This window comes from Flavobacterium sp. XN-5 (genome assembly GCF_008033395.2).
Taxonomy (GTDB): domain Bacteria; phylum Bacteroidota; class Bacteroidia; order Flavobacteriales; family Flavobacteriaceae; genus Flavobacterium; species Flavobacterium hiemivividum.
The window spans coordinates 1,173,705-1,197,703 of sequence record NZ_VOGZ02000001.1; the positions used below are offsets into that span (position 1 = coordinate 1,173,705).

Below are 23,999 nucleotides of genomic sequence, written 5' to 3' on the forward strand. Positions count from 1 at the left end.
TATTTGCAATAGTGGAGAGTACAACTTTAGACATGTTTTTATCAATTATTATTTTAAGATAAATCTTCTTTATAGGTTTCATAATCGAAGTGACGATAGTCGAAAAAACTTTGAACGCTTCGTAATTAATGGTATAAAACTTTATTTTTTTTCGAAAAACTATTTATTGCTAACGATTAATAATTAGAAAGTTTGCTGGTTATGAAGAGTTAAAAATTATTTTACAAATAATAAAGAAGCTAATTGATCGTCTCTTTTATAAACATCCTCATAAAAATGTATTTCTCCTTGATCATCGACCCAAGCGGTAAAGTAACCAATGTAAACCGGGATTTTATTTTTAAGTGTGTACCATTTTTCTTCTCCTTTGTTCATAGCTTCTCTAACCCTTTGTTCGTCCCAATTTCTGTCATTCTTCATTATTAGAGTTGCCAATTCTACTGGTTTTTCTACTCGAATGCAACCGTGACTAAAGGCTCTGTCTTCTCTATTGAATAGACTTTTTGCTGGAGTGTCGTGTAAATAAATCGCATTTGAATTTGGGAATAAAAACTTGATCAAACCCAATGAATTTGTGGGTCCTGGTCTTTGTCGCACATAATCATCGTGCCATTCCATGTCGTGTTCTTCTAAATAATTTGGATTTTTTGCTATACTGGGAAGGATTTCGTTTTCTAAGATACTCTTTGGGATATTCCAGTAGGGGCTAAACACAATGTATTTCATTGGTGCGCTGAAAATCACGGTTTTATTCATGACTTTTCCCACTACCACATTCGACCTAAGTTCTGGTTTTCCGTCTCTGAAAAACGTTAATTGATAAGCGGGAATGTTAATAGCAATTAGTTCTTTTGCTTTGGTAATATCATTGGAAACCCATCGGCAGCGTTCCATATTGACAATAAGAGTTTTTATGCGTTCCCCAACAGTGACGTTCATGTCTGAGATATGTTTTGGTAGAATGTCGGTACTAGGATTTGTGCCACTTCTTTTTTGGTATTTTAAAACGCCTTTCGCCAGATCCTTATCATAGATTGCACTTTTAGAATCCTTAGACAAATCGCCCGAGATGAATAAGCGTTCTCTAATTTGGACAATTGTAGCCGAGCTGTCACCAAGTTTGTAGGACTTAACTTTAGGATCAATATTGATCGTTTTCCAGCCTCCTTTTTTTTCTATTTGACGGTATTCTTTTAGTACTTTTTTTAGTAAAAAATATTGGCTAAGTACCCCTGTTTCTCGTTTATTTATTAAGGATGGGTTGACTAAAAGCGAATCGAGATAATTAACATACGATTGCTTATTTCGCGGAAGATACCATTCCATTTCGGTCGATTTTTTTGGGTCTAAACCGTGATAAACCTTGTCTGCATAAAAAAAATAAAGTGCTGAATGTAGCAATTCGGTTTGAATTTTTGGTCTCTGATTTAGGTCAAGATATTCATAAAGGCGATCTAGTTTTTCTTTGTAAGGAACAGTATCTTGAATGCCTTCTTCGGCAAGGTTGTTCAGTTTGTTGTGCAGTACATTACCAAACTCGTTTACTCTGTGATTTTCATACCATATGTAGTGAAATTTACGTTGGCGGTACAGTTGTTCCACTTCCGATTGGTATTTTGCTAGCTTTGGATGTTCAGCGAAAAAAGTTTGTACTAGCGTACTATCAAAAGTCGTATTGATTATATCTGGAATGACTTCTGGCGAAATGTCTTTCTTCTTGCACGATACATTTGTAAGCAAAAACAGAAAACAAAAAAATGTAATCGATTTGGACAACTTTTTCATAGTAGTAGGATTGTGCTTTTAATTGATTACTAATGCTAAAATACATTAAATATTAATACTATAAAATTCCTTAGGCTTCTTAATTGATTATTAATGGAAAGGAATAAATTTGTGATCTTTTCTGTAATTTTATTTCGAATCATCAGAAAATAATAGCTCCGCTAAGCGGTCATCTCTTTGGTAGATATCATTATAAAAATTAATGTCGCCATCATCATCAACCCAGGCAGTGAAATAGCCAATATATACAGGAATCTTGTTTTTCAGCATGTGGATGGTTTGTTTCTCTCCTTTCATGGCGGCATTGATATTGGCGACAGGCCAATTTGGATCATCCTCTAGTATTAATATTGCGAGTTCTTTCGCCTTTTCCATATTGATACAACCATGGCTAAAAGCACGATAATCAAATTCAAACAAGCTTTTAAAAGGGGTGTCGTGTAAATAAATATCATTCGAATTTGGGAACATGAATTTAACCAGCCCCATTGGGTTTTTTAGGCCAGGCCTTTGTATAACATTTCCATTGTTCCATTCCATGTCATGAGATTCAAGATAATTTGGATCTTGAAAAATAGCCTGCTTAATTTCATCATCGATGATGCTACGGGGAACGTTCCAGTAGGGGCTAAAAACAATGGAACTGATTTCACCACTAAAAACCACAGTTTCGGTCATGTTTTTCCCCACTAAAAGATTCGACTCAAGTTCGGTTTTGCCGTTCCTATTATAGTAGAGTTTAAAGGCGGGTATGTTTATAAATATATATTCAGGGACTGCAGGGAGCTTCGGGTCAATCCATCGACAGCGTTCCATATTTACCTTAATGGTATTTATGTGTTTTTCTATTGGCGTGTTCATTCTTTCCAGCTGCCATTTAGAAAGTATTGTATTGGCTTTGTAACCATTTCTTTTTTTGAATTTCATGATGCCCGCCATTAATTCCTGGTCATAAATATTGCTTTTAGAATCCTGTTTTAGATCTCCCATTACTGCAAGGCGATGCCTGATTTGGCCAATGGTTTTTGAGCTATCGTTGTGGTTGTAGTATTCTCTTGTAGGATCGATTTCGATAATTCCCCAATCACCACTTTGCGCTATGGCTCTATATTTTTTTAAGACTTCGCGAAGTTTGTAATATTGACCAAATAGTTGTTTTTCGTTCTTTTGTACTAATTGCGGTTCTGTTAAAAGAGAATCTAAAAGTCTTTCATAAGAAATATTTTTTCTAAGCAAAAACCATCCTATTTCATTGGTTTTAGCAACGTCTATTCCGTAGAAGACTTTCTTGGCATAAAAAACATATAGCGTGCTCAGTAGGATGTCTGTGTCAGTTTTAGAAAATGTATTCTTTCTTTCGAATATTCCATCGATTAAGGGGGAATACGAAATACTGTACTTCAAGCCTTCTTCCTCTAAGGCATTTGCTTTAGAATACAAAAGTTCTGCAAATCCAATAAGTCCTTTTTCATTATACCAAATTGAATTGTAGTCTTTGTATTTATATAATGCCTTAACCTCAGATTGGTAGTTTTTTAAATCGGGATATTTCGAGAAAAAAACATTAATAGCTGCTATGTCAATGGGAATTATTGATTTTCGGATAGGAGTTTTTTGAAAAATTTGGGCAGTAGAAAATGCTTTTGCAGTAATAGTATCATTTCCGTAATTATTGTAAGCGAAAATGGAACAACTACATAAAACAGCGGCAAGGGATAAAAAAGAGTTTTTCACGGCACAATCATTTCTATAAAGATAAAAAATTCCGTTCTTTTTAGAAAATTATTGGAGATGTAGTAGTATATATTGGTTTGTTTTTGAGTTGTTTAATTCGGTTGTTCAGTTTTTTCTTCGAAAGAGTAAAAGATTTTATATTTTTATCGAAAAAGGAATCTTATGAAAAAATTACTCCTTGTCCTCATTCTAGCTGTCGTTTCCTGTAAATCGATTAAAGAAACGATTGCTTCAGATGAAACGCCAATTAATACACTAATGGATTCTTGGCATAAAGCCGCAGCGGAAGCGCAGTTTGATTCTTATTTTAACATGATGACGGACGATGCCATTTTTATTGGTACTGATGCAACTGAAAATTGGAAAAAAACCGCTTTTCAGGCTTATGCTAAACCTCATTTTGATAAAGGGAAAGCATGGAGTTTTACAGCTTTAGAACGTCATGTATATTTCGATAAAACTAAAAAAACCGCATGGTTTGATGAACTTCTTAATACACAAATGAAGGTTTGTAGAGGTTCTGGAGTGTTAGTAAAGATAGATGGCGAATGGAAAATTAAGCACTATGTTTTATCAATGACGATTCCTAATGATAATGTGAAAGCAGTAATCGAAATCAAGGCTCCCATAGAGGACCGGTTAATTTTAGGTTATAAGAAGTCAATTAAATAGCCAAATTTTTAGGTAAAAGAACGGTTTTATCGAAGGTACACTTGGTTTGGAATTAATTTTTCTTTGGTTGCGTCTTCGGTCTTATATATTTCCTTAATTTTGCAAAAATATTTGAAAAATCGTGGGAAGCAAAAATAAATTAAAGAGGTTCAGGGAAAACGAAACATTTACCAATGTTTTTCAACCAACAAGAGAAGAAGTAGTGGGTGATTTATTTCCTTTAAAAGGGAAGTGGAACAGCGATTTCTTTAAGAATGACAATCCAGTAGTCTTGGAGTTAGGTTGTGGTAAAGGGGAATATTCTGTTGGACTTGCTGAAAGATATCCTAATAAAAATTTCATCGGAATAGATATTAAAGGGGCTCGTTTTTGGCGAGGTGCTAAGACTGCCGTGGAATCAGGATTGCACAATGTTGCTTTTATTCGAACTCAAATCGAATTAATCAATCATATTTTTGCCGAAAATGAAGTGGATGAAATCTGGATTACTTTTCCAGATCCTCAAATAAAATACAAGCGTACAAAGCACAGAATGACGAATTCGGAGTTTTTACAATTGTATAAAAAAATCCTTAAAAAAGACGGTGTTGTCAATTTGAAAACCGACAGTGAATTCATGCATGGGTACACACTAGGTTTACTTCACGGTGAAGGCCATGAAGTTTTATATGCAAACCACAATGTATATGTTAACGAAGGAAGCCCAGAGGAAGTGACTGCTTTTCAGACGTTCTACGAGAAGCAATATTTGGAAGTTAACAAAGCAATTACGTATATTAGATTCAAAATTAAAGAATAATTGTTTTTTTAAGTTTGAATTGATTGTCTTTTGTGAATGCTGACGCACTGATTATGAATCTAATTATTTCTTTACTTTCCGGTTTTATAACTGCTTTAATAGGGATTACTCCGCCAGGATTACTCAACATGACAGCAGCCAAAGTGAACTTAAAAGAAGGGAGGAGAAATGCTTTTTGGTTTGTTTTTGGTGCGATAATAATTATTTTTTGCCAAGTCTATTTGGCGATACTTTTTGCTCGAGTAATCGATATCAGGCCAGATATTGTCGTTTTATTGCGGGAAATAGGCTTCGCTTTATTTGGGGCTTTGACGGTTTATTTTTTGTGGATTGCTAAAGATCCAAAAATTAAGAAAACCAAAGTTAAAAAAATCAGCAAAAAGAAACGTTTTTTCCTGGGAATGCTGCTCTCGTCCCTTAATTTCTTCCCAATTCCTTACTACGTTTTTGTAAGTATAACATTATCTTCTTATCAAATTTTTTCTTTTAATTCGAGCTCGATTCTTAGTTTTGTTATTGGATCGGTTTTAGGATCCACGCTTGTGTTTTACTTTTATATTGCCTTTTTTCAAAAAATAGAAAACAAAGCCGATTATCTTTTGAAGAATATGAACCGCATCATTGGTAGTATTACAGGGTTAATTTCGATTGTTACGCTATTTAATATTATTAAGTATTATTTGCGATAGTTTGTCGGGTAGTTGTTGGATTGCTTTTCCATTTTTAAATTAAAATGATGTCAAATGAGAATTTTTTCGAAAGGGTTTATGCGGTCGCAAGACAAATTCCTTACGGGAGAGTAACTTCTTATGGCGCTATTGCAAAAGCTTTAGGCGCAGCACGCTCAGCGAGAATGGTCGGTTGGGCAATGAATGCATCTCACAGTATGGATGACGTTCCTGCACATCGTGTAGTAAACAGAAAAGGATTGCTAACTGGAAAATTCCATTTTGACGGTACTAATCTCATGCAGCAATTATTAGAAAGTGAAGGTATAGTTGTAGTGGATAATCAGATTATTGATTTCGATAAAATTTTTTGGGAGCCAGAAGTGGAGAGTTAATTTTCTATTAGCTAGATGCTTTCAAAATTGATGCTCTTTTAAATAGAATAACAATGATTAATTTCGATATCAATAAATCCAATCCAATTCCTTTAGAATAAGAACTTTTCATAGTATCTTTACTCCCGAAACTTCTGGCCTGAAATCAGTCTAAATAAAAATAAGGTTTCAACTGTAAATATCAATCGAAAACAGGATAATTATAATGAAATTAGATAGAAAAGAAATTCTTAAAGCTTTAGAAACAATTACTATTGCTGGAGAAGGAAAGAATATGGTGGAAAGCGGAGCGGTTGCAAATGTAGTCACTTTTGGAGATGAGGTTGTAGTTGATTTAGTATTGCATACACCAGCGATGCACATCAAGAAACGAGCAGAAGACGATATCAAGAAAACGATTCACGATTTAGTTTCTCCAGAAGCTAAAGTTAAAGTAAATACTAAAGTGGAAGCTGCTGCAGCTGAAAATCCAAATCAAATTAAAGGAAAAGCTATTCCTGGAATAAAAAATATAATCGCTGTTGCCTCTGGTAAAGGGGGAGTAGGGAAATCTACAGTTACTGCAAATCTAGCGGTAACATTGGCTAAGATGGGATTCAGTGTTGGTATTTTAGACGCAGATATCTACGGTCCTTCAATGCCAATTATGTTTGATGTCGAAAATGAAAAACCTATTTCTGTAGTTATTGACGGTAAATCTAAAATGAAACCGGTGGAGAGCTATGAAGTGAAAATACTATCGATTGGTTTCTTTACTGCGCCAAGTCAGGCTGTAATCTGGAGAGGACCAATGGCTTCAAAAGCATTGAACCAAATGATTTTTGATGCTGATTGGGGTGAACTAGATTTTATGTTAATCGATTTGCCTCCAGGAACTGGAGATATTCACCTTTCTATCGTTCAATCATTGCCAATAACGGGAGTTGTAGTAGTAAGTACGCCGCAAGCCGTAGCGTTAGCTGATGCCAAGAAAGGAGTTTCTATGTTCATGTCAGAGGCTATAAATGTTCCTGTTTTAGGAATAATCGAAAACATGGCTTACTTTACACCTGAAGAATTACCTGAGAACAAGTATTACCTTTTCGGAAAAGAAGGAGCTAAAAACTTAGCGGCAGACTTAGATGTGCCATTCTTAGGTGAAATTCCAATTGTGCAATCAATTCGTGAAGCAGGAGATTACGGACGTCCAGCAGCTATGCAAACCGCATCTGCAGTGGAGAACGTTTTTGATGAAGTTACCCGCAATGTTGTACAGGAAACGGTAAAACGAAATGAAAATTTACCTGCTTCAGAGGTTGTTAAGATCACTACAATGGCAGGCTGTTCAGCAGTTAAAAAATAACATTAGATTAAATATACTGCTTTTTATATTTTAAATAAAGTAAAATGACAATAGAAGAATTAACAACAGAAGTTCAAAAAGCACTTGAGGAAATCAGACCTTTTTTGAAATCAGACGGTGGAGATATTACTTTAATTTCAATTGAAGATGGGAAGCATGTCAAAGTGAGGCTGGAGGGCGCTTGCACCAGTTGTAGTGTGAACCAAATGACATTGAGAGCTGGAGTGGAAACGACTATTAAAAAGTTTGCTCCACAAATAGAAACTGTTGTGAACATCTTGTAAATACTTTTGGTGTGCCTTTTATAAGATAAATTGAGGATTGTTTTTTTAAACATTTAGCCAATGGCTGTGCTCTTTTTAATTTTAAAACGCAGTCAATTAAAAATCAATATCAAAAGGCAATTTCAAAAAAACATTAATTGTAAATAAAGTATCTCAAAGATTACAACGGTAGGTTGTACTATGTGTACTGAAAACTGAAAACTGAAATGGACGTATTAATAAAAATTAAGGACAGAGGAGGAGTAGTACATGAACTGCAAGCTCCCACAGATATGGCCATGAACATCATGGAGCTGTGTAAAGCGTATGAACTTCCTGTGGAAGGAACATGCGGAGGAATGGCAATGTGTGCTTCTTGTCAATGTTATGTTCTTAATGATGTTTCGTTACCTGAAATGGGAGACGATGAAGAGGCGATGCTCTCAGAGGCATTTTATGTTAAACCAAATAGTCGTTTGGGATGCCAAATTCCAATTACTGAAAGTTTAGAAGGATTAGAGTTAGAACTGGCTCCAGAAAATTAAATACAAAGCGTCACAATTAAATGTGGCGCTTTTTTATTTATTAAGCGATGCAGCAGCTTTGGGAGCGATTCTCTCCACAAATAAGCGATAGGCCTCTTCAGAAGGATGCAAGCCATCATTTGCTACTAAACTCTTATTTGTAAGTCCTTTTCGTGTGATATCGGTGATATTTATAAATCGAATATTTCGTGCTTCGCAGTAGTTTTTGGCGAAAGTATTATAGTTATCGATTTCTGCTGAAATAGTAGCGGGAGAACTGGAACCTTGGCTAAACGGAGTATAGGCATAATCCGGAATCGAAACTACGATGAGGTTTGTTTTATTTCCTTCTGCAAGTGCAATACTTTTATTGACTAATTCAGGGAATTCTTTTTCGAATAAAGAAAAAGGTTTATGTTGGTATTGATTGTTAACCCCAATTAATAGGGTAACTAAATCATAGTCTGGCATTAAATTCTGACTGATAATCGCCGAAATTAAATCACTAGTCGTCCATCCTGTTTGTGCAATAATTTTTAGAGAGAAACTATTTTTTGTATTTGTGTTTTCTAATCTTTGTTGTAACTGCACTGGAAACCGACAGCTTTCGCAAACACTTTGTCCAATAGTATAGCTGTCGCCAAGCGCTAAATAACGTATTGGGTTGTCTCTGGTTTGTACCATCGGAATTGATTCGGGAGCAGAATCGGTAGTACTTTGCTGGCTAGTTGGTGGAACTCCAGTTGCAGTAACTGGACTTTCGGTACTACAACTAACAATAAACACTACTAAAATAGCAACTATTGTGATTTGGTTTTTCATATCGGTACAATATTGGTAATCAATTGTAATAGTACGTACGAAAATCCAGTAGCAGTGGATTGAAAAGTATTACGCCATCTCGATTTTCATCGTAATGGTTTCTTCGATAGCATCCCAAAGACCAATTCTTTTGTCTAAAGCCATCACTGAAATTTCTTCGACCTCTGTCCATTTTTGAGCATCCTCGCCACATAGCTCAGTAATCATCTTCATGGCCATTGGTCCGTGCTCATCAGCATCTAATTCGATATGTCTTTCGAAGTAATAAATTAATTTACTTAAATCAGTATCTGGAAAATTAGCTTCGAAATTTTTTAGAATTGCTGTAAACATACTCGGAATTAGGTCTTCTCTTCCAAAGGTGAATGCAGCTGCAATTTCATGTGGTTTCCCTTGTTCGATAACTCTAAAAGTAAAATCTAGAAATGCTTTAATGTTGGGATGTAAATTGCTGGTCTTGATAGCAACAAAGATATTTTGTAACGAATTTATTTCGGCGATGAAATTTTCAATCTCTAGGGTGCTTGCGCCACAGTCTTTCATGGCTTCGATGTACATTTCGTAGTGACTTTGTCTGCGTCCATCAAGTGTTAAATCAGATTCTTCTGCTAATACAATTTCGTTGATTAAGTACCTTGTTTCTGGATTTGCAGTGGCAAACCAAGGAGTGGTAGTGCAGGTTAGCTTAGATTGTAATGCTTTTAGTAAAGACATAAAATCCCAAACCGCAAATACATGGTTTTCTAAGAAAGATTGTAAATCTTCGATAGTTTTTACTTTTGCATATAAGGGATGTTGCAACAAGATCTTTTTTTGTGGGTTGATCGCGTTGTTTATGTTTTGAATGTTCATCAGATTTGTTTTTTTGTTGTAAATATAAAAAAGCTTCTTGTTTCCAAGAAGCTTTTGCGATCAATTTTATAGATACTTTAATAGTCGTTTAATTCTATTTAAAAGCAGGGATTCCTGTAATATCCATTCCTGTAATTAATAAATGGATGTCGTGGGTTCCTTCATAAGTGATTACGGACTCTAAATTCATCATATGACGCATGATAGAGTAATCACCGATTATTCCCATTGCTCCTAATATTTGTCTCGCCTCACGAGCGATGTTAATAGCCATGTCTACATTGTTTCTTTTGGCCATAGAAATCTGAGCAGTTGTTGCTCTTCCTTCGTTTCTCAATACACCTAGTCTCCAAGTTAGTAATTGTGCTTTAGTGATCTCTGTGATCATTTCGGCTAATTTCTTTTGTTGTAATTGTGTTCCAGCAATTGGTTTGTCAAACTGAATTCGTTCTTTGGCATAGCGAAGTGCAGTGTCATAACAGTCCATTGCAGCTCCTATTGCTCCCCATGCAATTCCATAACGTGCCGAATCTAAGCATCCAAGTGGGGCTCCAAGACCAGATTTGTTAGGTAATAAATTTTCTTTTGGGACTTTCACATTGTCAAAGATTAATTCTCCTGTTGATGAAGCACGCAGTGACCATTTGTTATGTGTTTCTGGAGTGGTGAAACCTTCCATTCCGCGTTCTACTATAAGTCCGTGAATTCTTCCGTCTTCATTTTTTGCCCACACCACCGCGATATCTGCAAAAGGAGCATTTGAGATCCACATTTTGGCACCATTCAGTAGATAATGGTCACCCATATCTTTAAAGTTGGTAATCATGCTTCCAGGGTCAGAGCCATAGTTAGGTTCTGTCAGTCCAAAGCATCCAATGAATTCGCCCGTTGCAAGTTTTGGTAAATATTTCATGCGTTGTTCTTCATTTCCATATTTCCAAATAGGGTACATAACCAAAGAAGATTGAACAGAAGAAGTAGAACGTACGCCAGAATCTCCGCGCTCAATTTCTTGCATGATTAAGCCGTATGAGATTTGGTCTAATCCGGCTCCACCATATTCTTCTGGAATATATGGGCCAAAACCACCAATTTCAGCCAAACCTTTAATGATTTGTTTCGGGAATTCGGCTCTTTGAGCATATTCTTCTATGATAGGAGAGACTTCACGTTTTACCCACGCACGAGCAGAATCGCGAACTAATTTATGTTCGTCTGTTAGTAAATCATCTAGGTTGTAGTAGTCTGGTGATTGAAATAAATCTGGTTTCATATTGAGTCTTTTTATAATAGTATCGCAGTAGGAAATAATTTTTATTCTTCTAGAAGAATAAAATTAAGGTTAATTGCTTGATTGGTTGTTTTTACATCACAAATTTAAACAAAGAAATATAACAAAACCAACAGTAAATGTTATAATTTAAAATATTTGTAGAAATAGTGAGTGCGATTCGTATTTGGTGCGATAAGTAATTTGAGCTTCAATTTGATTTTGAAGAAAGAAATTCTGCGAAGAGGATAAGTATTCCAATGTGCAGTCTTCTTATCGAAAAGGTATTTCAGTTTACATTTTCAAATAAAAATCCTTTGTCAATTCGATATATTCTGTAGTATAGACGTGTCTTGCGATTTCGATGATTAACTCATCAGTAGGGACTGTTTCAATTGCATTTTGGCTAAAAGCCAATAGACTGCGCTTGATTTCTGAAGTTGGTGTTCCTTTTACTCGTGTGATTTTTATGGGATATAATTCGTATTGAAAAGCTAGAGCTAAAAATTTTTCTTCCTCTTTGAATGGAATAATTACAGAGAAAATACCGTTTTCAGAAAGTAATAAAGCTGCCGCTTCAATCAAATCTTCAAATGGCATAGCGTCTTGAAAGCGAGCTAAATCTCTTTGGTCACATTCTGTTTTATAATCTTCAGAATAAAATGGGGGATTAGAAATAATTAGATCGTATTCGTCTTCTGGTTCTTCGACAAATTCATCTAAGCCAGCATGAAAGCAAAATAATCGATCACTCCAAGCGGAGTTTTCAAAATTATCGACCGCTTGTTCGTAAGCGTTTTCGTTAATTTCTAAGGCATCAATTTGTTCGGCATTACTACGTTGTGCTAGCATTAATGCAATTATTCCCGTTCCAGCGCCAATGTCAAGTATGTTAAAGGGATTGTTCTCAATAGGAGTCCAAGCACCTAATAATACACCATCTGTTCCAACTTTCATGGCACAACGATCTTGGTTTATGAGGAAATTTTTAAATTGAAACAAAATGATTGTAGTTTAACAAATTGTGTATGTAGAGAAACTGATCAATGATTACTTCCTTTTAAAGGTACATCTCGATTAAGCCTTCCGGTAAATCCATGATCACTTTTTTGTTTTCACGGTCAATTTTGACAAGGAAATGGTCAATCATTGGAATAAGGATTTCTACTTCACCGTTTAATACTTCGAAAAGAGGTTGCGCGGTGGTGTCATTTATAGATTCGATTTTACCAACAACACCTAGGCGTTTGTCTTCAACTTCAAAACCAATAACTTCGTGATAGTAGAATTTGTTACCTGTAAGTTTTGGTAACATCTTTAATGGAAGATAGATGTCGTTGCCCATAATGGCATCTGCTTCTTCTTCGGTATTCATGTCTTCAAAACGAATTCGTAGGAAATCGTTTTTATGCAAGGAGCTATTTTCAATAAAAAAAGGAATCAAGTGTTTGTTGCATTCAACAAACACTGATTCCAAGTTTTCGTATAGCTCTGGTTCGTCCGTGTCTAAATAGGCAAGTACTTCCCCTTTAAAACTAAATTTTTTGGCGATTTTACCTAAATAGAAACAATCTTCTTTACGCATCTTCGCTTATAAATTTATGCTTGAGTTTCTTCGTTGTTTTCTTCTGCAGCAGGAGTTTCTTCAGTTGAAGCTTCAACTTCAGCAACTTCTTCAGCAGGAGCAGCAGCAGCAATAGCATCCGCTTCAGCTTTAGCTGCAGCAGCTAAACGTTTTGCGTTTACATCTTGTTCTGCTTTGAAAGCTTTAGCTTTAACATCAGCTTGCGCTTTAGTTAAACCGTCTTTCTTAGCGTCAACTGTTCCAGTTTTAGCTTCTAACCAAGTAGCTAATTTTGCATCAGCTTGCTCTTGAGTTAAGGCACCTTTACGAATACCACCATCAAGGTGATGTTTCAATAAAGCTCCTTTGTAAGAAAGAATTGCTTTAGCAGTTTCAGTTGGTTGAGCACCATTGTGCAACCATTTAACTGCACTATCAAGGTTTAAATCGATAGTTGCTGGGTTAGTGTTAGGATTGTAAGTACCGATTTTCTCTAAGTATTTACCGTCTCTTTTTGAGCGAGCATCAGCTGCTACAACCCAGTAAAAAGGTTTTCCTTTTTTACCGTGTCTTTGTAATCTAATTTTTACTGACATAATCGTGTGATTAAATTTTGAGGTACTCGACCTCTGTTAATTAAGGGTGCAAAGATACATTTTTTATTGATAAGTACTAATTTGAATTGTATTTTAATGAAGGGTAACGTTGTAAGCATGATTTTTGAGTCCATTTTTTGTGTGAAGTGCTGTGTATTAATCATTAATAGCTTATTTTTGTTTGTATAAAAGAAGGTTTTATGAAAAATTTTGTCCTATATATAGTCGTGCTTTTTTCTATTGTTTCCTGCGAGGAAGATGTTAGGTTTAATAATCCTTCCATTCAAGGAATGAAAAACAATGTGTTTTGGAGGGCTTTAGATTTCAAAGCGACATTGGGACCTAATGGATCTGTAGTAATTGAGGCTTATACTGGCTATGATATATTGACTTTAAAAACAACTTCTACGAAAGAGCAAAATTATCCTTTAGGAACTAGTAATTCGAAAACTGCTGTTTTTGTTATGACGCAAGATGCTGATAAAATTACTTATAGTACTGGTATCAATATAGGAGATGGTGAAATTATAATTAGTAAGTATGATGATGTGAACAATACCATATCAGGAACTTTTAAATTTAATGCGAAAAATACAGATAGTAACTCGGCGGCGGATCCTGTTTTGAATTTTCAGAATGGGGTTTTTTATAAGGTTCCAGTGGAACTAACTGTTCCGTAAGTAGGGTTTGTTTTAGGTTGGCACCAATAAAGTGATTCTTGTTTAAATCGAAAGTATCTTGGTGTTAACCACTTGCGTGGAATGTTTTAGGAGATTTTTTTTGTTCTTTAAGTCATAATAAAAACAGAAATAAGCTAATTTATAGTGTGTTATAAATTAATATAACTATATTTGTTGCATATTATAAATAAGTACATATGAATATTTTTGTTGGAAGCCTTCCATTCAGTATTGAGGAAGCAGATTTAAGAGAGTCTTTCGAGGCTTACGGTGCAGTTGATTCTGTAAAAATTATTACTGATAAATTTACTGGAAGAAGTAAAGGATTCGGTTTTGTTGAAATGACAAATGATGATGAAGCTCAAAAAGCGATTGATGAATTGAACGGTGCAACTGTTCAAGGACGTGCAATTGTAGTTAACAAATCTGAGCCAAAACCAGAAGGAGAAAGAAGAAGTTTTAACAATAACAGTCGTGGTGGAGATTCACGCGGTGGTTACGGTGGTGGAAACAGCCGTGGTGGAGATAACCGTGGTGGTGGAAACAGAGGAGGATATTAATATTTTTTTCTACAACTATATAAAAAGGTGTCAATGTAAATTGGCACCTTTTTTATTTGGTATAATCCGTTTAGAGCGAAAGCTATTATAAAAATATCAAGAAGGATCTATTTGAATAATTGTTTCGCAAAGAATGCGCTAAGGGATCACAGAGATTCGCAGAGTTTTATTTACAGGAATTATAGTACAGCTTGGACGTGCTAATTAATCGTAGAGAATATCAAAATTAATTTACTGTTTAATATTTGGCATGACTTCGTGATTTCCTTTGCGTGTCTTTGCGAAATAACTTTCTTCAATTGTACTAAAACAAAAAAGCTGCCCCGAATCTCGAGACAGCCTTTCCTAGATTATATTTTTAATATTACAAATTAGCTACTAACCAATCTCCAACATCACTTGTTTTATAAGCTGTTGCTCCTTTGGCAGCTAAATCTTCGGTTACAATTCCTTGTTCCAATGATTTATTAACGACTGCTCTAATCGCTGCCGCTTCTTCTTTTAATCCAAAAGCGTCTTCAAACATCATCGCTGCCGATAATACTGTCGCCAATGGGTTAGCAATATTTAATCCTGTTGCTTGTGGGTAAGAACCGTGAATTGGTTCGTATAAAGAAGTGTGTTCTCCTACAGATGCAGATGGCATTAATCCCATAGATCCTGAAATTACAGAAGCTTCATCGGTTAAAATATCTCCAAATAAGTTTTCCGTAATCAATACATCATATGAGTTTGGCCATTGCACTAATCGCATGGCAACTGCATCAACAAATTCATAACTTACCGTTACCTCTGGATAGTCTTTTTCCATTGCCTGTACTGTCTCTCTCCACAAACGAGAGGTTTCTAACACGTTTGCTTTGTCCACACAACATAATTTTTTAGAACGGGTCATTGCTAGTTCAAAACCTTTTTTTGCTAGGCGCTGTACTTCAGTTCTTGTATATACGCAGTTGTCGAAAGCAGTTTCTCCACCGTCTCTTCTTCCTTTTTCTCCAAAATAGATTCCTCCAGTTAGTTCTCTTAGGAAAACCAAGTCGGTTCCTTCAATGCGCTCTCTTTTTAAAGGAGAATTATCAATCAAAGAAGGGAAAGTAAAAGTAGGACGTACATTAGCAAACAAACCTAATTTTTTACGCATTAGTAACAAACCTTGCTCTGGTCTTACTGGTGCTGATGGATCGTTATCGTATTTCGGGTGTCCGATTGCACCAAAAAGTACTGCGTCGGCAGCCATACATATTTCGTGCGTTTCATCAGGATAAGGAACTCCAACTGCATCAATAGCACAAGCACCTGTTAGTGCTGGTGTCCAGGTAATTTCGTGATTGAATTTTTTTGCAATAGCATCAGAAACTTTTACAGCTTCATTTATAACTTCAGGTCCAATTCCGTCTCCGGCTAAAAGTGCGATAGTATATTTCATGTTTTATAGTTTTTCCTCCTTTTCCCCTTCGTTCCGATAACAATCGGAAGTGGACACTAGGCGGATATGTATTATAGTTATTATTTGGATTATAATTCTTTAATTAGATGTCCCGACGTAATTAAGTCTCCCTCGTTTTCGGGTAGTTCTGATGCGTCGGAAGGGGTGGGGATCACATTCAGCATTTTTTGTGTTGCAATAATTGCTGCGACAGTCTGATCAGAGTCTAATCCTCGAGTTTTAAATTCTTTTCCGTTGTTTGTCCAAGTGATTATGGTTTCGCATAATGCGTCAGAGCTACTTCCTGGTGGGATTCTTACGGCATAATCAATCAATTTTGGTAATTGCAGATCTTTACTTTTATATATTTTTGCTAATGCGTTCATAAAAGCATCAAACTGCCCATCTCCTTGTGCGTGCTCCTCGATGACTTCGCCGTCTATTTTTAAACAAAGAGTTGTCGAAGGACGTAAACCTTTGGCGTGTGAAAGCACATAAGACTCCACAATTATTTTTTCTTGATAGGTTTGGCTGTCCAAGACATCAGAAATAATATAAGGTAAATCTTCTTTGGTAACCGTTTCTTTTTTGTCTCCCAATTCAATAATTCTTTGGGTAACTAATTTTAAATCTTCTGCATTCAGTTTTAATCCTAACTCTTGAAGGTTTTTTTCGATATTAGCCTTACCAGAAGTTTTTCCTAAGGCATATTGGCGCTTTCTGCCAAAACGTTCTGGAAGTAAGTCGTTGAAATACAGATTGTTTTTATTGTCACCGTCAGCATGAATACCGGCAGTTTGTGTAAAAACATTATCTCCTACGATAGGTTTGTTAGCAGGAATTCGATATCCTGTAAAAGTTTCTACCAGTTTACTTACAGAATATAAAGAAGACTCTTTAATATTGATTTCTATTTCGGGCATGAAATCATTGATTACGGCTACCGTACTTTCAAGAGGTGCGTTTCCAGCGCGTTCTCCCATTCCGTTTACAGTCACGTGCAGGCCTTTGATCCCTGCTTTTACTGCCTCCATAACGTTTGCGATACTTAAATCATAATCGTTGTGGGCGTGAAAATCAAAATGGATGTTTGGATGTTTTGCTGTTATTTTCGAAATAAACTCAAATGTTTGAGAGGGAACAAGCACGCCTAATGTATCTGGAAGTAATATTCTCTTGACAGGCTGAGTTGCTAAAAACTCCAAATATTGAAATACATATTCGGGAGAATTTCGCATACCATTACTCCAGTCTTCTAAATATACATTTGTCGCTATATTGTTAGCTGCAGCTAAAGCTATTGCTTGTTCAATTTCGGCAAAATGTTGTTCTGGAGTTTTCTTTAATTGATGTGTTAAATGATTTAGTGAGCCTTTTGTCAATAAATTTTGGACTTTAGCCCCCGCTTTTTTCATCCATTCGATAGAAAGACCACCATCTACAAAGGTTAAAACTTCAATACGATTCTCATATCCTTTGTCCGCTGCCCAAGCCATAATTCCTTTTACTCCCTGGAATTCGCCTTCGCTCACACGTGCCGACGCGATTTCGATGCGATCAACATTTAATTCCTCTAGCAACAATTGTGCAATGGTTAACTTTTCTGCAGCAGAAAAGGATACTCCCGAGGTTTGTTCACCATCACGGAGCGTCGTATCCATTATTTCAATTTTTCTTTTTTCCATTTTTAAATTTGATGCTAGTACGATTTAAGGATTACCCATCGTACAATTATTTTTTTAAAAGAATAAAAGCAGTTCGCTAATGCAGCAATAATGTTGAGACCAGCGTAACTGCGTTTTATTGGTTGTTTTTAGTAGGGAAGTTTGTCAGCAAATTCTACGATGTCTTTCTTGATATTTTGTAAATAATCAATGTCATCAAAACCATTCAGCATATTATTCTTTTTGTATCCATTGATGTCAAAAGATTCTTTTGCTCCAGTTGCTAACAAGGTGATTGTTTGTGCTTCTAGGTTGATTTCTAATTCTGTATTTGGATCAGCTTCAATGGCGCTGAAAATTGCTGCTGCAAATTCTGGAGAAACCTGAACTGGTAAAACACCAATATTCAAACAGTTCCCTTTGAAGATATCAGCAAAGAAAGACGAAACTACCGCACGAAATCCATAATCGTAAACTGCCCAAGCAGCGTGCTCACGAGAAGAACCTGAACCAAAGTTTTTTCCTCCTACTAATATTTTCCCTGAGTAAGTTGGGTTGTTTAAAACAAAATCAGCCTTAGGAGTGTCATCGCCATTATATCTCCAGTCACGGAAAAGGTTGTCTCCAAAACCAACACGTTCTGTTGCTTTCAGGAAACGAGCTGGAATGATTTGATCTGTATCGACGTTTTCTATTGGTAACGGCACTGCGCTACTAGTAAGGATATTAAATTTATCGTATGCCATTTGATTTTTGATTTTCGATTAACGATTGCTGATTTTTGATTTTCTGAGTAGAAAACTGAAAAAGGTATCATTAATGTGTTTTTTTTAAAATTAGAAATTGAAATTTTTAAAAATTCTTTTGATTGGATTAACGAAATCTTAATTTAAAAATCGTTAATCTTCAATCAGAAATCTTTAAAAAAGATCTCTCGGATCTGTCAGTACTCCAGTTACTGCAGCTGCAGCAGCCATGATTGGACTAGCTAATAACGTTCTTGAACCTGGTCCTTGTCGACCTTCAAAGTTTCTGTTTGAAGTACTTACTGCATATTTTCCAGCAGGTACTTTATCGTCATTCATGGCTAAACAAGCAGAACATCCCGGTTGACGTAATACAAAACCTGCTTCGGTAAGAATGTCTAACAATCCTTCTTCTTTAATTTGTGCTTCAACAACATGGGAGCCTGGAACTAGCCAAGCAGTTACATTAGTTGCTTTTTTACGTCCTTTTACAATATCAGTAAAGGCTCTAAAATCTTCGATTCGACCATTAGTACAGCTTCCTAAGAATACAAAATCAATCGGCTTCCCAATCATTACATCGTCTTCTTCGAAGCCCATATAGGCTAAAGATTTTTTGTACGTCTCAGCTCCACCTTCAACTTGGTTGGCAGTTGGAATATTTTTTGAGATACCGATTCCCATTCCAGGATTAGTACCGTATGTAATCATTGGCTCAATATCTTCTGCATTGATGTTTAACTCAGCGTCAAAAATTGCATCAGCATCTGTTTTTAAAGTTTTCCAATATTCTACTGCTTTAGTCCAAGCTTCTCCTTTTGGAGCGAATAATCTTCCTTCTAAAAAGTCAAAAGTTTTTTGGTCAGGAGCAATCATACCACCACGAGCACCCATTTCGATACTTAAGTTGCAAACGGTCATACGACCTTCCATAGACATTTCTTCGAAAACATTTCCGGCATATTCGGCAAAATAACCAGTTCCTCCAGAAGTTGTTAATTTTGAAATGATATAAAGAGCAACATCTTTTGGTCCAACACCTTTGCTCAATTTACCATTTACGTTGATGCGCATTTTCTTTGGTTTTGGCTGCATGATACATTGTGTAGCTAGTACCATTTCTACCTCAGATGTTCCAATCCCAAAAGCAATGGCTCCAAAAGCACCATGGGTAGAAGTATGTGAATCTCCACAAACGATTGTTGCTCCAGGCAAAGTAATTCCGTTTTCAGGTCCCACTACGTGAACAATTCCGTTTTTTTGATGTCCTAATCCCCAGTGCGAAATACCATATTCTGCAGCATTATCTTCTAATGCTTTGAGCTGATTAGCCGATAAAGCATCTTCAACAGGTAAGTGTTGATTTATAGTTGGTGTATTATGATCGGCAGTTGCAAAAGTACGTTCTGGGTATATAACAGTTACGCCTCTTGATTTTAAACCTAAAAAAGCAACAGGACTAGTGACTTCATGAATGAAATGACGATCAATAAAAAACACATCCGGTCCATCTTCTATTTTACGCACAACATGCGAATCCCATACTTTGTCAAATAATGTAGTACTCATTTTTTAATATTTTTTAAGTGTATTTCTTCTTTGTACAGCCCAATTCTTTAAATAAAGCTTTAGCAATGGGAGCAAATTTATAAAAAGAGTCAAAAAGGCAAATTTCGATTATTCATTATATACGATACCCAACTCCGTTTTTACAACGGCTTAGTGCTTAATTTTGTTTGGGAATATTTTTATAAGGCAGTTTGGTTTTGGTTTCGGTTTTAATTTTCTTTTGTTTTTTGTGCAAAGTTGAAGTAATGCTTTTTTTGTAAATTATTCATCTGCTTTGAAATGGCTTGAAATTAGGGTAGATTTTGAAAATAGTTTAATAAAAATAAGGGTTTGGTTGATAATTGACAATTCGTGGCGCTTATTTATTTTTTTTAGTCGAATGTCTTAAATTGCTTTTTAGTCAGCGAAAAGGGAGTGTTTTGTTTTATAAGTCGGTTCTTTTTTTTTACGCAATACTACGACATCCAAAAAAAGGACACCTAGTTAATTTGCTTATTTTCGTGTCCAAACTATGAGAATTTTTTAAGGAATAATGAGGGGATTTTAGGGCGTTCCTTTGTTGATAACTTCTCTTTACATATCTCTAAGAAAAACTAAATTATATTTTTGTAGTTTATTTTGTTAATATGTTTATTTTTGCCTCTTCATTTTTTATAAATAATGCTTTTAAACGTAAAATTTATAATATTTAGTAATTTAAAAAGAAATGCTTATGATTAAATAATTACTCTTCTTAAAATATTTACAAATTTATTAATATTGTAAATATAGCCTTCCCAGGTCTACGTAAATTTTATAAAATCTTTTTATTAGATAGATCCTCTTGTTTCAAAATGAGTATGTGTTGTACTTGTTTTGAATAGATGATTGTATTTAATACTGATTGATTTATAATTAAATCTATTGAATTACTACTAAATTATTAATTATGGTTAAAAAAATAATAATAAGTCTATTAATATGTCTGTTCTTATTTGTGACGAATGTTCACTCACAGTCTACATATGACTTTTCAACAAGTGCGTCATTGTCATATGGTACTGGCGGTTTTGGTATTTGGAATACACAGGCCAATATTACTATTGATGGGGTTGAGTATATTTTAACTTCTGGAGGAAATGGTTCCTTTGTAAATAGTGCTACTGGCGGGGTTTCTAATGGAAAGTGTCTTAAAAAAGATGGTTCTGGAGGAGATAGTTTTACATTGAAACGTGCTGATGGGCAGCCTTTTCAGTTTTATAGTATTTGGGTTTCACATCAAAGTATGAATTCGTATAGTACATCTTATACTTTGCCTCCTTGGTATACTTTAAGTGCTACGGGGAATAGTTTTACTGATAAGGACATGACGGCTATGACTCCGGGTACTAATTGGAATAATTATACCTCAAGTTCAAGGTCTATTTCAGCTGGTACTGATGGTGTTGCCGTTACTGCTGTTCAAATAAATTTCCAAGCGATTTTATATTATAGTATAGATGATATAAAAGTTGGCCCGCCAGTAGTAGGAAGCACTTCTCCAACGGCAACAATAGTTTTGGCGGACAATGCATTAACAATTGGAGAAACAAGTTTAGTAACGATTACTTTCTCAGAAGCAGTTACTGGTTTTACTATTGCTGATTTAACAATTGCAAATGGAACATTAAGCGCAGTAAGCTCATCTGATGGTGGGATTACCTGGACAGCAACTTTCACGCCCACAGCAGGTATTACAGATGCTACCAATGTTATCACTTTGGCTAACACGGGAGTGACAAATGCGGCAGGGAATGCAGGGACAGGTACTACAGACTCTAATAATTATACAATAGATACGCAAAGGCCAACGGCAACTATTGTTGTTGCAGATAATGCATTAACAATTGGAGAAACAAGTTTAGTAACGATTACTTTCTCAGAAGCAGTTACTGGTTTTACTATTGCTGATTTAACAATTGCAAATGGAACATTAAGCGCAGTAAGCTCATCAGATGGTGGTATTACTTGGACAGCGACTTTCACGCCCACAGCAGGTATTACAGATGCTACCAATTTTATAACCTTGGCTAACGCGGGAGTGGCAGATGCGGCAGGGAATGCAGGAAGTGGAACTACAGATTCTAATAATTATAGTATAGATACGTCTAGACCAACGGCCACTATTGTCGTTGCAGATAATGCTTTAAGAATTGGAGAAACAAGTTTAGTAACGATTACTTTCTCAGAAGTAGTTACTGGTTTTACTAATGGTGATTTAACAATTGTAAATGGGACATTAAGCGCAGTAAGCTCATCTGATGGTGGGATTACCTGGACAGCAACTTTAACACCAACTGCAAATATTACTGATGCTAGTAATCTGATAACTTTGGCTAACACTGGAGTCTCAGATTCGGCAGGGAATGCAGGAAGTGGAACTACAGATTCTAATAATTATGGTATAGATACTCTTATCCCAATTGTGGCTAGTGTTTCAGTACCAGCAAATGGGAAATATGTTGGTGGGGAGAATTTAGAATTTACGATTATTTTTAATAAAGAAGTGAAGGTTATTACTGCAGGAGGAATACCTCAAATTCAAATTACTATCGGTGGAATGATTCGTCAAGCTAATTATGTAAGTGGTTCAGAAACGAGTTCATTGCTGTTTAGGTATACTATTCAACCGGGTGATTTAGATAGTGATGGTATTACTATTGGTCCTTTGCAAGCTAATAATGGTATTTTAAGTGATATTGCTGGAAACAATGCGATTTTAACTTTAAATAATGTAGCACCGACAACTAATGTTTTAATAGATGCGACGATTACACCGACGATTACTTTTGAAAATAGTATTAAAACGTATGGGGATGCTAATTTTGATTTAGTGGCTACTTCAAATTCACAGGGAACAATTAGTTATGCTGTTATTTCTGGAGGAACTGGAGCAGTAACGCTGTCAGGTGCAAACAATAAAACAGTTGCATTAGAAAGTGCAGGTACTGTAACCATAAGAGCGACTCAGATTGCTGACGGAATTTATGCATCTGGTTCAAAAGATATTACTATTACAATTGCTCCGAAATCAATAACAGTAACAGCAGTAGCAGAAAGCAAAACCTATGGTGATGCTGATCCTGCATTGACTTATACTTTCGCTCCAGCATTAGTAACAGGAGATAGCTTTAATGGAAGCTTAACTAGGTCACCTGGTGAAAACATAGGTAGGTACGCAATCAACCAAGGAACACTTGCTTTAAGCAGTAATTATACTTTGACTTATGTGGATGCTGATTTAACTATTGGCAAGAAAACAATAACAGTAACTGCGGCAGCGAAAAGCAAAACCTATGGTGAGGCTGATCCTACACTGACGTATACTTTTACTCCAGCATTAGTAACAGGAGATAGCTTTAATGGAAGCTTAACCAGATCATCTGGTGAAAACATAGGTGCGTATGCAATTAATCAAAATACACTGGCTTTAAACGGTAACTATACTTTGACTTATGTAGATGCTGATTTCACTATTGGAACAAAAACCATCACAGTAACAGCAGCAGCGAAAAGCAAAACCTATGGAGATGCAGATCCTGCATTGACTTATACTTTCGTTCCAGCATTAGTAACAGGAGATAGCTTCAATGGAAGCTTAACCAGATCATCTGGCGAAAACATAGGTACGTATGCAATTAATCAAAATACACTGGCTTTAAACGGTAACTATACTTTGACTTATGTAGATGCTGATTTCACTATTGGAACAAAAACCATCACAGTAACAGCAGCAGCGAAAAGCAAAACTTATGGTGATGCAGATCCTGCATTGACTTATACTTTCGCTCCAGCATTAGTAACAGGAGATAGCTTCAATGGAAGCTTAACCAGATCATCTGGCGAAAATGTGGGCACGTATGCGATCAACCATGGAACATTGGGTTTGAGTAGCAACTATACCTTAACTTATGTTGGTGCTGATTTAACAATTGGTGCAAAAACAATAGCAGTAACAGCAGCAGCGAAAAGCAAAACCTATGGCGATGCAGATCCTGCATTGACTTATACTTTCGCTCCAGCATTAGTAACAGGAGATAGCTTTAATGG

General features: G+C 35.8%; 22 protein-coding genes. 10 read left to right on the top strand and 12 right to left on the bottom strand.

Translation table 11 applies throughout. The annotated features are described in order from the left end of the window. Positions 1 to 216: 216 nt before the first annotated feature. A complete protein-coding gene (locus FQU23_RS05150; RefSeq protein ID WP_147672889.1) occupies positions 217 to 1,785 on the bottom strand; it encodes a murein L,D-transpeptidase in 1,569 nt (522 codons plus the stop codon). Positions 1,786 to 1,914: 129 nt separating this feature from the next. Further along, a complete protein-coding gene (locus tag FQU23_RS16350; protein WP_147672890.1) occupies positions 1,915 to 3,519 on the bottom strand; it encodes a murein L,D-transpeptidase in 1,605 nt (534 codons plus the stop codon). 162 nt (positions 3,520 to 3,681) lie between these two features. Here FQU23_RS16350 and FQU23_RS05160 point away from each other — a divergent pair, with 162 nt between their 5' ends. The 7 genes from FQU23_RS05160 (at position 3,682) to FQU23_RS05190 (ending at position 8,203) form a co-directional block, all read left to right on the top strand. Next, complete coding sequence (locus FQU23_RS05160; RefSeq protein ID WP_147672891.1) at positions 3,682 to 4,191, top strand: nuclear transport factor 2 family protein; 510 nt, start codon at positions 3,682 to 3,684, stop codon at positions 4,189 to 4,191. 121 nt (positions 4,192 to 4,312) lie between these two features. Beyond that, entirely contained in the window at positions 4,313 to 4,990 is a 678-nt protein-coding gene (gene trmB, locus FQU23_RS05165) for a tRNA (guanosine(46)-N7)-methyltransferase TrmB (RefSeq protein ID WP_147672892.1), read from the top strand. Between the two features lie 53 nt (positions 4,991 to 5,043). After that, complete coding sequence (locus FQU23_RS05170; RefSeq protein ID WP_147672893.1) at positions 5,044 to 5,679, top strand: LysE family transporter; 636 nt, start codon at positions 5,044 to 5,046, stop codon at positions 5,677 to 5,679. A gap of 47 nt (positions 5,680 to 5,726) precedes the next feature. Further along, entirely contained in the window at positions 5,727 to 6,053 is a 327-nt protein-coding gene (locus FQU23_RS05175) for an MGMT family protein (protein ID WP_147672894.1), read from the top strand. Positions 6,054 to 6,258: 205 nt separating this feature from the next. Then, a complete protein-coding gene (locus FQU23_RS05180; RefSeq protein WP_165425728.1) occupies positions 6,259 to 7,395 on the top strand; it encodes an Mrp/NBP35 family ATP-binding protein in 1,137 nt (378 codons plus the stop codon). A 44-nt stretch (positions 7,396 to 7,439) separates the two neighbouring features. Beyond that, positions 7,440 to 7,679 (top strand): NifU family protein, encoded by a 240-nt coding sequence (locus FQU23_RS05185; protein WP_147672896.1) that lies wholly within the window; start codon positions 7,440 to 7,442, stop codon positions 7,677 to 7,679. Between the two features lie 206 nt (positions 7,680 to 7,885). Further along, positions 7,886 to 8,203 (top strand): 2Fe-2S iron-sulfur cluster-binding protein, encoded by a 318-nt coding sequence (locus FQU23_RS05190; protein WP_147672897.1) that lies wholly within the window; start codon positions 7,886 to 7,888, stop codon positions 8,201 to 8,203. A 33-nt stretch (positions 8,204 to 8,236) separates the two neighbouring features. Here FQU23_RS05190 and FQU23_RS05195 read toward each other — a convergent pair whose 3' ends face one another. The 6 genes from FQU23_RS05195 to FQU23_RS05220 all read right to left on the bottom strand — a co-directional run bounded on the left by FQU23_RS05195 (position 8,237) and on the right by FQU23_RS05220 (position 13,286). Further along, the gene (locus tag FQU23_RS05195) at positions 8,237 to 9,004 is read right to left on the bottom strand and encodes an SGNH/GDSL hydrolase family protein (protein WP_147672898.1); all 768 of its coding nucleotides are present in this window, start codon (positions 9,002 to 9,004) and stop codon (positions 8,237 to 8,239) included. Between the two features lie 69 nt (positions 9,005 to 9,073). Beyond that, positions 9,074 to 9,856, bottom strand: coding sequence for a DUF3050 domain-containing protein (locus FQU23_RS05200; protein ID WP_147672899.1), 783 nt, complete (start codon positions 9,854 to 9,856; stop codon positions 9,074 to 9,076). 94 nt (positions 9,857 to 9,950) lie between these two features. Further along, the gene (locus tag FQU23_RS05205; RefSeq protein ID WP_147672900.1) at positions 9,951 to 11,129 is read right to left on the bottom strand and encodes an acyl-CoA dehydrogenase family protein; all 1,179 of its coding nucleotides are present in this window, start codon (positions 11,127 to 11,129) and stop codon (positions 9,951 to 9,953) included. 291 nt (positions 11,130 to 11,420) lie between these two features. Further along, on the bottom strand, positions 11,421 to 12,128 hold the full coding sequence (locus FQU23_RS05210; RefSeq protein WP_147672901.1) for a tRNA1(Val) (adenine(37)-N6)-methyltransferase: 708 nt from the start codon (positions 12,126 to 12,128) through the stop codon (positions 11,421 to 11,423). Positions 12,129 to 12,186: 58 nt separating this feature from the next. Then, a complete protein-coding gene (rimM, locus tag FQU23_RS05215; protein WP_132109977.1) occupies positions 12,187 to 12,711 on the bottom strand; it encodes a ribosome maturation factor RimM in 525 nt (174 codons plus the stop codon). A gap of 14 nt (positions 12,712 to 12,725) precedes the next feature. Further along, positions 12,726 to 13,286, bottom strand: a complete 561-nt coding sequence (locus FQU23_RS05220; RefSeq protein WP_132109979.1) for a 30S ribosomal protein S16 — start codon at positions 13,284 to 13,286, stop codon at positions 12,726 to 12,728. 200 nt (positions 13,287 to 13,486) lie between these two features. On the opposite strand from FQU23_RS05220, the gene FQU23_RS05225 reads away from it, so the two are divergent. Both FQU23_RS05225 and FQU23_RS05230 read left to right on the top strand, forming a co-directional pair. Then, entirely contained in the window at positions 13,487 to 13,966 is a 480-nt protein-coding gene (locus FQU23_RS05225; RefSeq protein ID WP_147672902.1) for a DUF6252 family protein, read from the top strand. 197 nt (positions 13,967 to 14,163) lie between these two features. Further along, positions 14,164 to 14,526 carry an RNA recognition motif domain-containing protein gene (locus tag FQU23_RS05230; protein ID WP_035668600.1) on the top strand — a complete coding sequence of 121 codons (363 nt, stop codon included), beginning with the start codon at positions 14,164 to 14,166 and terminating at the stop codon, positions 14,524 to 14,526. Positions 14,527 to 14,890: 364 nt separating this feature from the next. Here FQU23_RS05230 and leuB read toward each other — a convergent pair whose 3' ends face one another. From leuB to leuC, 4 genes are all read right to left on the bottom strand, one after another. Then, on the bottom strand, positions 14,891 to 15,952 hold the full coding sequence (gene leuB, locus FQU23_RS05235) for a 3-isopropylmalate dehydrogenase (RefSeq protein ID WP_147672903.1): 1,062 nt from the start codon (positions 15,950 to 15,952) through the stop codon (positions 14,891 to 14,893). Positions 15,953 to 16,041: 89 nt separating this feature from the next. Next, complete coding sequence (locus tag FQU23_RS05240; RefSeq protein ID WP_245181067.1) at positions 16,042 to 17,637, bottom strand: alpha-isopropylmalate synthase regulatory domain-containing protein; 1,596 nt, start codon at positions 17,635 to 17,637, stop codon at positions 16,042 to 16,044. Between the two features lie 128 nt (positions 17,638 to 17,765). Next, positions 17,766 to 18,362 carry a 3-isopropylmalate dehydratase small subunit gene (gene leuD / locus FQU23_RS05245; protein WP_147672904.1) on the bottom strand — a complete coding sequence of 199 codons (597 nt, stop codon included), beginning with the start codon at positions 18,360 to 18,362 and terminating at the stop codon, positions 17,766 to 17,768. A gap of 174 nt (positions 18,363 to 18,536) precedes the next feature. Further along, complete coding sequence (leuC, locus tag FQU23_RS05250) at positions 18,537 to 19,931, bottom strand: 3-isopropylmalate dehydratase large subunit (protein ID WP_147672905.1); 1,395 nt, start codon at positions 19,929 to 19,931, stop codon at positions 18,537 to 18,539. 928 nt (positions 19,932 to 20,859) lie between these two features. Here leuC and FQU23_RS05255 point away from each other — a divergent pair. Continuing rightward, positions 20,860 to 23,999 (top strand): Ig-like domain-containing protein (locus FQU23_RS05255; protein WP_245181068.1); only part of this gene is annotated, 3,140 nt, incomplete at its 3' end.